The 14,533-nt window shown below is 73.2% G+C and carries 9 protein-coding genes; 5 read left to right on the forward strand and 4 right to left on the reverse strand.

The window, feature by feature from the left end:
- Positions 1–27: 27 nt before the first annotated feature.
- Positions 28–879: an ABC transporter permease gene (locus tag Afe05nite_RS31330; RefSeq protein ID WP_239118322.1), complete on the reverse strand. Its 852-nt coding sequence runs from the start codon at positions 877–879 to the stop codon at positions 28–30.
- Between the two features lie 153 nt (positions 880–1,032).
- On the opposite strand from Afe05nite_RS31330, the gene Afe05nite_RS31335 reads away from it, so the two are divergent.
- Together Afe05nite_RS31335 and Afe05nite_RS31340 are read left to right on the forward strand one after the other, a co-directional pair.
- A complete protein-coding gene (locus tag Afe05nite_RS31335; protein ID WP_203820860.1) occupies positions 1,033–6,885 on the forward strand; it encodes a WG repeat-containing protein in 5,853 nt (1,950 codons plus the stop codon).
- Between the two features lie 7 nt (positions 6,886–6,892).
- Complete coding sequence (locus Afe05nite_RS31340) at positions 6,893–7,891, forward strand: aldo/keto reductase family protein (RefSeq protein WP_203820887.1); 999 nt, start codon at positions 6,893–6,895, stop codon at positions 7,889–7,891.
- On the opposite strand, the gene Afe05nite_RS31345 is transcribed toward Afe05nite_RS31340, so the two are convergent.
- Positions 7,892–8,728, reverse strand: coding sequence for a site-2 protease family protein (locus Afe05nite_RS31345; protein ID WP_203820861.1), 837 nt, complete (start codon positions 8,726–8,728; stop codon positions 7,892–7,894).
- A gap of 10 nt (positions 8,729–8,738) precedes the next feature.
- Positions 8,739–8,936, reverse strand: coding sequence for a hypothetical protein (locus Afe05nite_RS31350; RefSeq protein WP_203820862.1), 198 nt, complete (start codon positions 8,934–8,936; stop codon positions 8,739–8,741).
- An 84-nt stretch (positions 8,937–9,020) separates the two neighbouring features.
- On the opposite strand from Afe05nite_RS31350, the gene Afe05nite_RS31355 reads away from it, so the two are divergent.
- Complete coding sequence (locus Afe05nite_RS31355; protein ID WP_203820863.1) at positions 9,021–10,988, forward strand: bifunctional adenosylcobinamide kinase/adenosylcobinamide-phosphate guanylyltransferase; 1,968 nt, start codon at positions 9,021–9,023, stop codon at positions 10,986–10,988.
- A 15-nt stretch (positions 10,989–11,003) separates the two neighbouring features.
- Positions 11,004–11,741 (forward strand): adenosylcobinamide-GDP ribazoletransferase, encoded by a 738-nt coding sequence (locus Afe05nite_RS31360; RefSeq protein ID WP_203820864.1) that lies wholly within the window; start codon positions 11,004–11,006, stop codon positions 11,739–11,741.
- Positions 11,742–11,762: 21 nt separating this feature from the next.
- Here the strand turns inward: Afe05nite_RS31360 and gcvT are convergent, their stop codons facing one another.
- Entirely contained in the window at positions 11,763–12,851 is a 1,089-nt protein-coding gene (gcvT, locus tag Afe05nite_RS31365; protein WP_203820865.1) for a glycine cleavage system aminomethyltransferase GcvT, read from the reverse strand.
- A 103-nt stretch (positions 12,852–12,954) separates the two neighbouring features.
- On the opposite strand from gcvT, the gene Afe05nite_RS31370 reads away from it, so the two are divergent.
- Positions 12,955–14,523, forward strand: coding sequence for a leucyl aminopeptidase (locus Afe05nite_RS31370; protein WP_203820888.1), 1,569 nt, complete (start codon positions 12,955–12,957; stop codon positions 14,521–14,523).
- Positions 14,524–14,533 lie beyond the last annotated feature (10 nt).

The following is a 14,533-nucleotide window of genomic DNA, read 5'->3' on the forward strand; positions in this document are numbered from 1 at the left end:
GTCTCGCCCGCCCAGGTCTCGCCGGTCTCAGCCACCCTGCACCACCAGTTTGCGTTCGGCCCGGCGCTGCACGACGTGCGCCAGCCGGAGGAGCACCACCGCCCACACCGCCTGCAGCGCGACCAGGCCCACCTGGGTGACCGGCTCGTCGCGCTCGACGAGCACGTCGAGCGGGGTCTGCAGCAGACCCGGCAGCGGCGTCGCGACCCACAGCGTGGCCACCGCCCACTCCGGGAGCAGGCGCAGCGGGAAGGAGAGACCGGCCAGCACACCCGAGCCGAGCGTCCAGAGCATCTGGACACCGCGGGCGTCGTGCAGCCAGTATGCGGTCGCGTTGACCAGGTAGCGGCAGCCGAAACTGCCGATCACGGCCAGCAGAGCGGAGATGGCGAACAGCGGTACGGTCTGCGGCCGGTGCGGCCGGTAGAGCTCGAAGAAGACCACTCCGGCGAGCAGCGGCCCGATGAAGCGGGTGAGCACCGCGTGCAGCGCCCGGCCGAGGTCAGCAGCGAGATACGACACCAGCGGAGGAACGGGACGTAACAGGTCGGATGCGATATCGCCCGTGCGGATTCGGTCGGCCAGATCGGTCCAGCCCCACATTCCGACTACTGCCAGTAATCCTTGACCCACCCAGACGTACGTCACCAACTGCGTCGCGTCGTACCCGCCCGGGCGGTTGCCCACCGCTCCCGCCGCCACGGCCAGGAGCACGTAGCAGCGGAGGAAGCCGAAGACTATGTTGGTGAACGATCCGGCTATGGTGGCCTGCCGATAGGTCGAGTAGCGCCGGAAACCCGACCACGCCAGTGCACCGAACGTGGTGATGGAAGCGCGGAACGGCCGATCGGGAGAGATCGTCAGCACCCTGGCGTCAATCCCGCTCACGCCGTTAATCTCCTTTCCAAACCCCGCAGTGGAGCCGGGAGACTCTACCCGGGTCTCCGGGCCGCCACCGCACATTTTTGACTGGGAAATGGACTGAGCCGTGACGGAGCGTCGCCAATCACCGGGCCGGATTCCGGGTGCCCGATGAACGGCTGGAGCTCGCAGGCCGGCGACGACCGCTGGGGCGACGAGCCCGCCTGGGTCTACGAGATCACCTGGGAGTGGGAGCCGCTGCCCGGCCAGCGCTACCCCGGCGACCCGGGCCGCCGCAAAGCCGTGCACACCCCCGTCTACGAGGCGTCGTCCTTCACCCCCGAACAGTCCGGCCCTGACTCGCCCAGCCGCGATTCGTCCGGCCGTAATTCGTCCGGCCGTGATTCGTATGGTCGTGGTTCGTCGGGCCCTGATGCGTATGGTCGTGGTTCGCCAGGGTCCGGTTTGTCCCGTTCCGGTTCGTTCGCGCCGGACGAGCAGTCCCGCATTCCGCACAATCCGGGCCAGCGCGACGAGGCCCGCGGCTACGACCCGAGGCCACCGCAGGGCCGAGAGAACCCGGATCGCGACAGCACCGGCTATCCCCCGAAGCGTGCTGAGCCATCCTGGAACCGCCCGCGCACCACCCAGGAACGCCTCACCGACGAACGCCGGCAGACCCCCGGCCGCCCGACTCCGCCCCCGGACCAGCGCCGCGGCTCCGCTCCCCTCTACGGCACCCAGCCCCCTCGCCGTGACCAGCAGCAGTACCCCGACCAGCGCCGCGACCCGCACCACGATCTTCACCAGCGCGACCCGCAACGCGATCTTCCGCAACGCGAGCAGCAGCGCGGTCCGCAGCAGTTCGGTGAGCCCGGCCGAGACCCGCAGTCCCGTGACTCCCAGTCCCGCGACCCGCAGTCCCGCGACCCCCAGTCCCGTGACCCCCAGTCCCGTGACCCCCAGTCCCGCGACCCGCGGCAGCAGCACGGGGCGCAGCCCGGCAGCGGGCGGGCGGCGGCTTACGGTGCGGCCCGTCCCTACTACGGTCAGCCGGAGCCGCCCGCCCGCGAGGCACAGCACCCGGGCGAGGGTCCGCGACCGGTGTCCCCGGACGGGCAAGGCGTCTACGGCAATGCCCGCCCCGCCCCGGTCGACGCGTTCCCCACCTACGACGGCCAGCGCCCACCCCGCCGGTCGGACGCCCCGTTCGACCTGCGCCCCGCCCCGGAGATCGGCACCCCGGCAACGGCCCGGCCGGCCCCTCAGCCCACCCGGGTCACCCCGGCCCAGCCGTCGTCACCCCCCTCCCCGGTCTACCCCGCCGTACCCGGCCAAGCCCGCCCGGTCTCGGCCCCCGCGGCCCAGCAGACCCCGCGCCCCGTCTCGGCCCCGGCCGGCCGGTCCGGCTACCCGAACCCGGCGTCTTCCACGGGCTACCCGCGCCCGGTGTCCGCACCGCAGCCGGTGTCCGCATCGCGCCCCGTGTCCGCGCCGCGCCCCGGCGTCTCCTCGGGCCATGCCCGTCCGGTCCCGCCACCCGAGGCCCCCGCTTCCCCCGCGGCGCCGACGGGCTACCCGCACCAGACCTCCGCACCACCGGCTCAGCGGGGCGGCACCTACCCGGCTTCGCCGGCCGCATCGCACCAGGACGCGTCCTCGGGGTACTCCGGCATTCCACCGCGACTCGGGACCTCGTCGGGCTACCCCCGCCCGGTTTCCCCCGCCCAGGGCCAGGGGTACGCGAACCGGCCGGTCCCGCCCGCCGACACCCAGCCGGTCTCGCCCGCCGACACCCAGCCGGTCAGCCGGCCGATCTCGCCTGCCGACAGCCGGCGGGTAAGTCGGCCGGCCCGCCGGACGGAGCCATCGCCGGCTCGCCCGGTCTCCGGCAGCGCCACGCCGCCTGCTCAACGCTTCCCCGCCGCCGACCCGCGCTTCGACGAGCCAACCGCGCCGCCGTACGCCGTCCCGGAGGCCGATGTCGCCGTTCCGGAGGCCCATGTCGCCGTTCCGGAGGCCCACTCCTACGCCCCGGCCGCCGACGGCTTCACCCTTCCGGACGGCCCGACCGCGGGCTTCGGCGTCGCCCCGAGCATCGACCCGCCGGCCCCTGAGCCCGAGCCCGACTGGGCGGAGTCGGCCTGGGCCCGCACCACCACCCCGGCTCCGAACGAGTCCCCAGCAACGATCCAGCCGTCCGAGCCCGAGCCCGAGCCGGAGGAGCACGGCCTGGGCTGGCTCCTGTCGATGAGCGGCTTGGGCGCACCGACCCAGGTGCCGCTGGACCAGTCCCCTTCGGAGCAGGCCCGCCCCACGTCCGCCCTACCCATGTCCGCCCAGCCGGCATCCGACCACCAATCGGCCGCCGACCCCGAGCCGTCGTCCGCGCGCCCCCGGTCGGCGCCTCCGGCGACCGCCCAGCCCACATCCGCCCTGCCCACATCCGCCCAGCCCACGTCCGCCCAGCCCACGTCCGTGCCTCCGGTGACCGCGCAGCCCACCTCCGGGCAGCCGCTCGCCGGTCAAGCCGCAACGGCCGTCACCGCGGGCCTTTCGGAGCCGGCCTCGCCGGCCCCCGCGGACTGGGCGGCCCCGGCGGACCGGGCGGCCCCGGCGGACCGGGCGGCCCCGGCGGACTGGGCGGCCCCGGCGGACCGGGGGGCACAGGTGGACCGGGGGGCACAGGTGGACCGGGGGGCACAGGTGGACCTAGCCGCACCCGTCTCGACCGGGGGAACGTCCGCGCCGCCGCTCTCCGCGTGGCCGCCCCCGCCGACCCCGGACGCTGCCGACGAGCCGGTCGACGAGGAGAACGCGCCGGTCAGCGCCGCCCCACCGAAGCAGAGTTGGTTCGTCCCACCCACCGATACCGAGCCGGGCACGCCCACACCCTCCGCCGAACCGGCCACCGAGTCGTTCCCGCACAGCACTATCCCGATCAGCGATACGCCGACCAGCGCCATGCCGGTCAGCCCGCCTCGAGTCATCCCACCTCCGGTCAGCTCCGAACCGGTCAGCTCCGAACCGGTAAGTGCTTCCCCGGCGGAGTCGCGGCCCAGTTGGAGTTCGGCCTACGACACTCCGGCCGCCGGATCGCCCGTCAGCGCCGCCCCGGCCGGCCTCCCCCACGAGGAAATCCCGTCGCGTACCACCACCGGCGCGCCGCAACTCGGCTGGAGTTCCCCGGACGGCCTCTTGGCGGACAGCACGCCGATCAGCGCCGCCCCAGCCGATCCCGAGCCCGCCGACCGCTATGCCGACGAGCTGAGCCCCGGTTTCGGCACAGAACCGGCGAGTGGTGTCGCAACCGGAATCCGGCCGGGATGGCGTTCGTCCTACGACGTCGCGCCGGTGAGCGCCGTACCGGGTGAGCACGCCGGTTTCCCGTCGGCCGGCACCACCCCCGTCAGCTCGGCGCCCGGAGACTCGTCGCTGTTCGGAACCGGGCCGACCAGCCCGGCGCCCTTCAGCGCGGACCCGATCAGCTCGGCACCGGCCGATCCCCCGAGCGTGCCCCCGGTCAACTCGCCGCCCGCCGAAGCGAGCGCGACCTCGCCGTGGAGCACGACGCCGGCGGCCGCAACCCCGGTCGCGCCGACCAGCGCGACGCCGGTCAGTGCGGCCCCCACCAGCGCAACTCCGGTCAGCGCGACACCCGACGACCCAGCACCGGTCAGCGAAACGCCCGCCGAAGCGACGTCACCCAGCACGGCGCCCGCAAGCCTGGCACCGGCTAGCCCAGCGCACGCAAGCGCGGCGCCTACAAGCCCGGCGCTCGCGAGCTTGGAGCCGGACGGTGCGGCGCCGATTGGCTCTACGGCTACCAGTCTGGCGCGCGTCCAGTGGGCGCTCGCGGACGTGACGGTCGCTGAGGGAGAGCCTGAAGCAGTCGGCTCCTCTCTGGTGCCCGCCGATCCGGTGGAGGCTGAGCTGGTCGATCACCGGCCGGTCGATGCCATGTGGGTCGAGGCGGAGGTCATGGTCGCCGGCACTCGGGCGAGCGCTGACGTGCCGACGCGACCGGCCCTCGAGTCGGCGGTCCGAGCGGACGGGCCGGAGATCGCCTCGGAGTCGCCGACCACTTTCGGGCTGAACGCCGCTCCTGAGACGGGAAGCGAACTCGTCGACGGGTCCGGCGCCGAAGACGCGAGCAAGCGAAGCACCGAGACCCCCGCGAACGACACGACCGGCACAGCGGTCGCGACTGGCGCTAAGCCCACAACCGGTGCGGAAGCCGGCGCTGCCGAAAACGCCACCAGCGGCACGAAAAGCACGAGCGGCACAAAACGCACGAGCGACGCGGACAGCACAGACGACGCGAACAGCACGAACGACACGAACAGCACAACGGGCGCGGCGGAGAGCGCGACAGCCACCGCAACCGACTCCGATGCGGAACCGGAAGCAGGGGCGGAAGCTCAAACCGACGTCGACGCGGTGACCGAGCCCGAGGCGGAAAGCGAACCGGCGGACCAAAATTCGGAGGCAGTCGCCGAACTGGAGCAGTCCGAAGCGGAGGCGCAGGAGAGCCCGGCAGCCGCTGACCACGCGGCAGACCGACTCGCAGGCGCGACAAAAGAGACAGAACCGGAACCAGCGCCGCCAGAACCGTCGGAAACGGAACCGGCAGAGGCCGTGCAGGCCGAGACCGAACCGGCCGAGACGAACGCGGTGGCGCCGGGGCCGGTTCGGCAGCGGAAGGTTTCCGCCACCAGGTCTCGGCGGGTCGATCCGGAGCAGGCGCTCGCGGATTATCCGTGGGCGTTCGACCCGGCGACGCTGCGGGAGGAGATCGAGGACACCGACCAGATGTGGGTCGTCGTCGATCGGCTCACGGACAAGTTGGAGTACGCGGAGCGGGACGCGGTCCGGGCTCGGCTGCTCAGTTTGCGGGCGGTGGCTCAGCGGCTGCTCGGAGAGCTGGATCCGGCCCTGGAGGATGCGCGGCAGGCGCTGGTGCACGCCGAGGCCACCGGAGAGCTGCGGCAGGTCGCGATCGTGCAGGCTCGGCTCGCGCATGTGCTGCAGTGGCGTGCGGAGTTCGCGGAGGCGGACAAGCTCTACGCCGAGGCGGGGTCGCCGGAGTTGCCGTCGCGGCTGCGGGCCGAGGTGCATGAGCTGGCCGGGCGGTCGGCGTTCGAGCAGGGGCGCTACCTGGAGGCGATGAACCACTTCGAGACGGCGCTCGACCTTCGCAAGGGGGCCGACCCGGATCTGGTGGAACGCATCGAACTGGCCCTCGACACGATCACCCGCGAGGCGATGGCCAGGGGCGGTGACTGGGGGCCCTATCCGCGGACCCGGGACGAGATCCTCGGGCTCACCGAGGCGCCCAGGCCGCTGCGGGACGGGCGTTCCGGGCTGTGGGGCTACGTGGGTGCGGTGGAGCCTCGCTACGCGCAGGCGCAGCCGTTCGCGGACGGGCTCGCCTGGGTGCGGCGGCCCGAGTCGCCGGCGTGGGAGCTGATCGACCTGGCCGGCGAGGTCGTGATCGAGGCGACGTCGGGGTACCGGGCGGCCGAGCGGTTCGCCGAGGGGCTGGCCTGGGTGTCGCGGGACGACGGCGGCGGCTGGCACGCGATCGACAGGCAGAACCGGCTGATCGTGCCGGGCGGGTTCGACGACGCCAAGCCGTTCCACCATGGGCTCGCGCTGGTCCGGCGGGGCGGCTGGGGTGTCATCGACCGGCACGGGCGGATCGTGGTGCAGCCGCGGTTCCGGGGATTCGTGACGCCGCTGGTGTCGGGCGGGCCGATCGAGGGCTTCACCGACGAGGGCCTGGCCGTGGTCGACGTGGGTGAGCGGTTCGGGGTGGTCGACCGGACCGGGCAGCTGATCGTCGACCCCACCCACTCGGCGATCGTGATCCACCCGGCGGCGTTCCTGATCGCCGACCAGTTCGGGCTGTGGGGCGCGCTGGACCGCAGCGGCAAGATGCTCGTCGAACTCAAGTACCGGGAGCGGGCCGACGTGCTCGAGGAGCTGGACCGGCTGCTGACCGACGGGCGACCCGTTCTATAAAGGGATGATGGAGTTCCGTCATCTAGGCCGTTCCGGCCTGCTCATCAGCGAGATCGCCTACGGCAACTGGATCACCCACGGTTCCCAGGTCGAGGAGGACGCCGCGCTGGCCTGCGTGCGGGCCGCCCTCGACGAGGGGATCACCACCTTCGACACCGCGGACGTCTATGCGGGCGGCCGGGCCGAGGAGGTGCTCGGCCGGGCGCTGAAGGGCGAGCGCCGCCAGGGCCTGGAGATCCTCACCAAGGTCTTCTGGGCGACGGGCCCCGGCCCCAACGACCGCAGCCTGTCCCGCAAGCACATCATGGAGTCGATCGACGCGTCGCTGGGCCGGCTGCAGACCGACTACGTCGACGTCTACCAGGCGCACCGCTACGACTACTCGACCCCGCTCGAGGAGACCATGCAGGCGTTCGCCGACGTGGTGCGCTCCGGCAAGGCCCTTTACATCGGCGTCTCCGAATGGAACGCGACACAGCTGCGGGCCGGGTGGGAGATGGCGCAGGATCTGAAGATCCCGTTCGTCTCGAACCAACCGCAGTACTCGGCGCTGTGGCGGGTCATCGAGGCCGAGGTGGTGCCCACCTCGATCGAGCTGGGCATCGGCCAGGTGGTCTTCTCACCCATCGCGCAGGGCGTGCTGTCCGGGAAGTACGCGGTGGGCGAGCAGCCGCCGGCCGGGTCCCGCGCGACCGACGAGAAGAGCGGGGCGAACTTCATCGCCCGGCTGCTCAACGACGACGTGCTGACCGCGGTCGCCGGCCTCCAGCCGCTGGCCGAGCAGGCCGGTCTGTCGATGGCGCAGCTCGCCGTGGCGTGGGTTCTGCAGAACTCGAACGTCTCGGCGGCGATCATCGGCGCTTCCCGCCCGGAGCAGGTCAAGGACAACGTCAAAGCCTCGGGTGTACGCCTTGAGCCCGACCTGATGAAGGCGATCGACGCCGTGCTCGACCCGGTGACCGAGCGGGACCCCGCGAAGACGCAGAGCCCCGCCCGTCGCCCGTAACTAGTAGGTGCTGCCGTTCCAGAACCGCATCAGTTCGAGTCCTAGTTGGATGAGCGCCTGGGACAACCCCAGGCGCTCGCCCAGCCAGAAGACCACCTCGAAGAACCAGTCACCCAGCTTCGTCTGCCAGAGGGCGAGGAAGAGCAGGATGAAGCCGTACGGGGCGAAAAGGTTCCAGGCCCGCTGATAGGCCGGGCTCATCCACGGGGCGATGATGCTGCCGCCGTCGAGGCCGGGGATCGGCAGGAAGTTGAGCACGCTCGCGGTGATCTGCAGGAAGGCGAGCGCCGCGAGGGCGGCCCAGAAGTCGAGGTGGCTCGTGTCGCCGGTCAGCTGGTATTGCCCGGAGAACGTGGGAATCACCTTCGGGCCCACGCCGATCAGGAACGGGACCGCCACCACCAGGGCCAGCACCACGTTGGTGAGCGGACCGGCCGCGCTGATCAGCGAGTCCTTGGCCTTGCTGCGGATATAGCGGTGGTCGATCCAGACGGCGCCGCCGGGCAGGCCGATGCCGCCGAGGATCACCACGATCACCGGCAGCACGATGGACAGCAGCGGGCTCGTGTATTTCAGCGGGTTGAGTCGCAGGTAACCCCGGTCGGCCACGGTCTTGTCACCGGAGAAGAAGCCGATCAGCGCATGCGCGTACTCGTGCAGGCACAGCGACAGCAGCCAGCCGGTCACGATGAACAGGAACACGTCGACCCGGACGTTGCCGAAGCCGGTCCAGGTCATCCAGCCGCTCACGCCGAACACGGCGAGGATGCCGACGAAGACCGGGCTCGGCACGAACGCGTTGCGCGGGGTGCGGGTGTAGACCGGTTCGTAGGTCACGTCTACTCCGCTATTCCGCCGGTAGCAGGCTCATCTTGTAGTCCACCCGGTCGTCCTCGACCAGGACGACCTGGGCGACACCCGAGTCGGCCAGCTCCCGCCACTGTTGGCCGATCCACGACTCGGCGTCGGACTGGCTGCTGAACGTCTCGGCCGGACCGGTCACGGGCTGTCCGTCGACGTTCTCGTACCGCCAAATCCACGGCATCCGCCGTTCCCCCTCACGTCTGTGCTCGGTGCGGCCTCCACCCTACGGCGTCCGGCGGTGCGGCCCGGCCTTAAGGTACGGGGCATGTCCGATGATCGGTGGAACACCGTCCTGGTGCTCGGCGGGATCCGCTCCGGCAAGTCCGCGTTCGCCGAGGCGCTGGTCGCGGACGCCGCCTCGGTGCGCTACGTGGCGACGGCCGTGGGTGGCGAGGACGACCCGGAGTGGCGCGCGCGGATCGAGGAGCATCAGCGGCGCAGGCCACAGTCCTGGTCGACGGAGGAGACCGGGGCCGACCCGACCCGCCTGACGGCCCTGCTGACCGACGCGAAGCCGGACGACACCCTCCTCGTCGACGACCTCGGCGGCTGGGTGGCGGCGGTCCTCGACCCGGCCCGCCAGCCCAACGACGACGAGGCCGACGTGGCCGCCCTGGCCGCCGCGGTTCGTTCGGCCGCCGGGCGTGTCGTGTTCGTGAGCCCCGAGGTCGGCCTGGCCCTCGTGCCGACCACCCCGGTGGGACGGGCGTTCACCGACGCTCTCGGCACCACCAACCAGGCGCTGGCCGAGGCGTGCGACCGGGTCGCCCTGGTCGTCGCCGGCCGCGCGATCTGGCTCAAGGGCGGCCGTTCTTCCGGAATTTCCGACTTGTCCGGACCGACGGTCGCCGCCGACGGCGCGGAAGCCGCTGCGCGCCCGGCGGTTGCCGCGGACGCGGGCACGGGTGCTGCCGGCGCCGCGGGTGCCGACGCCGCGGGTACCGACGCCGCGGGCGCCGGCGCCGCGGGTGCCGACGCCGGGGGTCCCGGGGTCGCGGGTGCCGGGGTTGGGGAGCTAGCGGCGAGCGAGGCACAGCTGGTCGCGCCGGTCGCCGCTGAGCGGCCGGGGACGGTTGCCGGTGGGACCACGGTGCTCAACGAGCCGACCCAGCAGCTGCCCACGATCGGCGGGCTGGTGGCGATCGAGCCGGGCATGGACCTGCCGATGCCGGACAGCGACGCCGGGCCGGACGCGCGTGAGCGGCTCGCCGGTGTCGACTTCGCCGGGGCCGGGCTGGGCACGCTGGTGGAGGCGGTCGAGTTCGCCGCCGCCACCCAGGGGACCACGATCCCCCGGTCCTGGTCGTCGCCGCGGGTGCTGCTGATCGCGGGCGGCCACGCCGGCGGGGCCGCGGCCGGGGACGACGCGACCGACGTGGAGCGCCGGGTCGCCGAGGTGGAGCACGGCGAGGGGGTGCTCAGCCGGTTGGCCGGGCAGTCCGGTGCCGACATCGCGGTGCTGCGGGTGGCCACGTCCGGCGCCATGGAGGACGGCCCGGTGGTCGACGACGCCGCCGTCGAGGTGGCGCTCCGGCAGGGCTGGCGCCTCGCCGAGGCCGCCGCCGACGCGGGCCGTGACCTGCTCGTCCTGGCCTCGATCGGGGTGGGCACCGACGCCGTCGCCGCCGCCGTCTCGTCCGCCACCACCGCCTCCGAGGCGGTCGCGGTGCTGCCGCGGGTGCTGCGTCCCGGTGGTTTCTACGACGACGAGGCCTGGATGCGGCGCTGCGCCGCCGTCCGGGACGCGCTGCACCGCATCCGCCAGGACTCACGCGGCGCCAAGGACATCCTCCGCGAGCTCGGCGGCGCCGACCTGGCGGTGGCCACCGGCGTGCTGCTGGGCGCGGCGTCGCGCCGGCTGCCGGTGCTGCTGGACGGCCCGGTCGGCATCGCGGCGGCCCTGGTCGCGCGCGACATCGGCAGCCAGATCCGGCACTGGTCGCTGCTGACCGACGACGGCGGCATCGAGCTGGTCCGGCACGGCGCCGACGTGCTCGGTCTGCAGCCGGTGCTCGACCTCGGCCTGGGCCTGGGCGAGGGCGCGAACGCGCTGGCCGCCCTGCCCCTGCTGCGGACGGCGATCAGCCTGGCCGCGGCGGCGCCGGTGCACCCGGCGATGCTCACCGAGCCGGGCGACGGCGGCCTGACCGACCTGTTCGTTCCCAACGACGAGGACGTCGACCTGGCCGAGCCCACCCCGGACGGCCCGGGCCCGGCCAGCACCGCGCGGTAAGCCGGTGGGTGGGGCGTGAGTGCCTTGGCGGGGCTGCGGCTCGCGGTGACGACGCTGACCGTGTTGCCGGTCCGCGGCGGGCGGGTCGATCGTCCGGCCGCGGCCTGGGCGATGTCACTCGCGGCCGGGGTGGGTGCGGCCCTCGGGGCGGTGCTGGGCGGCCTCCTCTGGGTGCTGCGGGAGGCCGGGGCGCCGCCGCTTCTCGCGGGTGCGCTGACGGTCGTCGCGGCCGCGCTGCTCACCCGCGGCATGCATCTGGACGGGCTCGCGGACACGGTTGACGCGCTGGGGTCGTACAAGGCCGGCGGCGCCGCCCTGGACATCATGAAGAAGTCGGACATCGGGCCGTTCGGGGTGGCGGCGATCGCGCTCGTGCTCCTCGTGCAAGCCGCCTCGGTCGGCGCGGTCTCGCCGTGGGCGCTCATCGCCGCGTTCGCCGGTGGGCGGCTCGCGATCACCGTCGCCTGCCACCGGCGGGTGCCCGCCGCGCGGCCGGACGGGCTGGGCGCCCTGGTCGCGGGAACGGTGCCGACCGGGGTCGTGCTCACCGCCACCGGGGTGGTGGCGGCGGGCGCGGCGGCGGTGCCGGGACCACCGTGGCAGGGACCGGCGGCAGTGCTCGCCGCCCTGGTCATCGTCGTGCTCCTGCTGCGGCACGCCGTACGCCGGTTCGGCGGCATCACCGGGGACGTGCTCGGCGCCGCGGTGGAGCTGGCCACCAGCACAGCCCTGGTGGTGCTGTCCCTCAGCTGAGCCGGGGCCGACTGCGGCCGGTCAGCGCACGGCCGGCTGCACGAAGGGCGGCTTGACGACGTTGGCGGCAACCCGCCGTCCCCGGATGTCGACCTCGACGACGTCGCCGTCGGAGATCCCGGCGGCGGTGTCGAGCAGGGCCAGGGCGATGCCCACCTTCTTGGTCGGCGAGAACGTGCCGCTGGTCGTCTCGCCGATCAGGTCCGCACCCGCGTACACCGGCATGTGACCTCGCGGGACGCCGCGGCCCGTCAGTTCCAGGCCGCGCAGGACCCGCCGCGGACCCCGGGTCTTCTCGGCGAGAAGCGCCTCGCGGCCCCAGAACGCCGGCTTGGACCAGCCGACCGCCCAGCCGGACCGGGCCTGCACCGGGCTGATGTCGAGGGAGAGCTCCTGGCCGTGCAGCGGGTAGCCCATCTCGGTGCGCAGCGTGTCGCGGGCGCCGAGACCGCACGGCCGCACCCCGGCGCCGGCGATCGCGTCCCACACCGCGCCCGCGTCGTCCCACGGGACGACCAGCTCGTAGCCGTGCTCGCCGGTGTAGCCGGTGCGGCAGACGATCAGGTCGGCACCGGTCAGCGCGGCCGTGGTGAACGACATGTAGTCGTGGCCGGTGGGCAGGCCCAGCTTGCCGAGGACGTCGGCGGAGGCCGGGCCCTGCACGGCGAGGATCGCGTACGCCTGGTGCTCGTCGGTGACGGTGAGGCCGGCCGGGGCGGCAGCGGCGAGCCGGCGCACCACCTCGGCCGTGTTCGCCGCGTTCGGGATCAGGAAGACGTCGTCGTCGGCGAACCGGTAGGCGATCAGGTCGTCGACCACGCCCCCGGACTCGTCGCAGCACAGGGTGTACTGCGCCTGACCGGCGCCGATCCGGCCGAGGTCGTTGGACAGGCACGAGTTGACGAACTCGGCCGCGCCCGCCCCGCGCACCCGGGCCTTGCCCAGGTGGGAGACGTCGAACACGCCCACCGCCTCGCGAACGGCCGCGTGCTCCTTGAGAACACCGCCCCCCGCGTACTCCAGGGGCATCTCCCAGCCGCTGAAGGCGGCGAGTTTGGCGCCCAGCGCGGCGTGGCGCTCGTGCAGCGGCGAACGGTGAAGGGCAGACATGAGAGTCAACTTACCCGTGACCTCGGGAGTCGTTATTGTCGCGGGGACGCCCTTCACCCGGAACCATCGATCCGGGCGATCCACCGAAGCCCCGGCCGTGCCCATGAGGCCGCCGGCCCGAAGTCCCGGAGAGCCAGTGAGCCAGCCCCTCCTCAGCCTGGTCGATACCGACCCGGCCGAATTGGCCGTCGACGCCATCGTCATCGGTTTGCACAGTCAGCCCGACGACGGCGGAGCCCTGCTGCCGGCGGCCGGTGCCGAGAGCATCGCCGCCGCCTTCGACGGCAAGCTGACCTCGACGCTGGCGCTGCTCGGCGCGAGCGGCGCGCCGGGCGAGGTGACGAAGCTGGCCACGCTCGGCACCATCGCGGCGCCGCTGATCGTCGCGGTCGGCCTCGGTGACGAGCCGTCCGGCTCGGCGCCCCAGCCGGAGAAGCTGCGCCGGGGCACCGGCGCCGCGGTGCGCGCGCTGGCCGGCAGCGCGACGGTGGCGCTGGCCCTGCCGCTGCCCGACGACGAGGACGCGCCCGGTGTGCTGCGGGCGATCCTGGAGGGCGCGCTGCTCGGCGGCTACAAGTTCGCCGGCTACAAGACCAAGCCGCAGCCCACCCGCCGCGAGCCGGTCTCGGCGCTGCAGGTGCACGTGCCGGACGCGGCCGACGAGGCGGCGCGGGCCGAGGTGACCCGGGCCGAGGTCGTGGCCCGCTCGGTGCGCCAGGCCCGCGACTGGGTCAACATGCCGCCCAACGAGCTGCGCCCGCCGTCGTTCGCCGAGGCCGTGGTGGCCGCCGGTGAGCAGGCCGGGCTGGCCGTCGAGGTGCTCGACTTCGACGAGCTGAAGGCCGGTGGGTACGGCGGCATCGTCGCCGTCGGCCAGGGCTCCGAGGCGCTGCCGCGGCTGGTGAAGCTCACCTACACGCCGGCCGGGGTGACCGATCCCAAGCGGGTCGCGCTCGTCGGCAAGGGCATCACGTTCGACACCGGCGGCATCAGCATCAAGCCCGCGGCCGGCATGTGGGAGATGAAGTCGGACATGGCCGGCGCGGCCGCGGTCGGGGCCGCGATGCTCGCGGTGGCGGCGCTGAAGCCGGGCGTGGCGGTCAGCGGCTACCTCGCGATGGCCGAGAACATGCCGTCCGGGTCGGCCTACCGCCCCGGCGACGTGATCACCATGTTCAACGGCAAGCGGGTCGAGATCTACAACACCGACGCCGAGGGCCGCCTGGTGCTCGGTGACGCGATCGCCCGCGCCTGCCAGGACGGCACCGACTACGTCCTCGAGGCGTCCACCCTCACCGGCGGCCAGGTCGTCGCGCTCGGTAAGCGGATCGCCGGCCTGATGGGTTCCGACGCGGCGATCGAGCTGGTGCGCGCGGCCGGCGACAAGGTCGGCGAGCCGGCCTGGCCGATGCCGATGCCGGAGGAGGTCCGCAAGGGCATGGAATCGGACATCGCCGACATCAGTCAGACCAACTCGAACCTCGACCGGGCCGGGCACATGCTGCAGGGCGGGGTGTTCCTGAGCGAGTTCGTCGCCGACGGCGTCGAGTGGGCGCACGTCGACATCGCGGGGCCGGGCTATCACAGCGGGGAGGCGAGCGGTTACCTCACCAAGGGCGGAACCGGCGTGCCGATCCGTACGTTCCTGCAGGCGATCGACGATCTGGCCTGAGCGGGCAGCC

This window comes from Paractinoplanes ferrugineus, from assembly GCF_016862195.1.
Taxonomy (GTDB): Bacteria; Actinomycetota; Actinomycetes; order Mycobacteriales; family Micromonosporaceae; genus Actinoplanes; species Actinoplanes ferrugineus.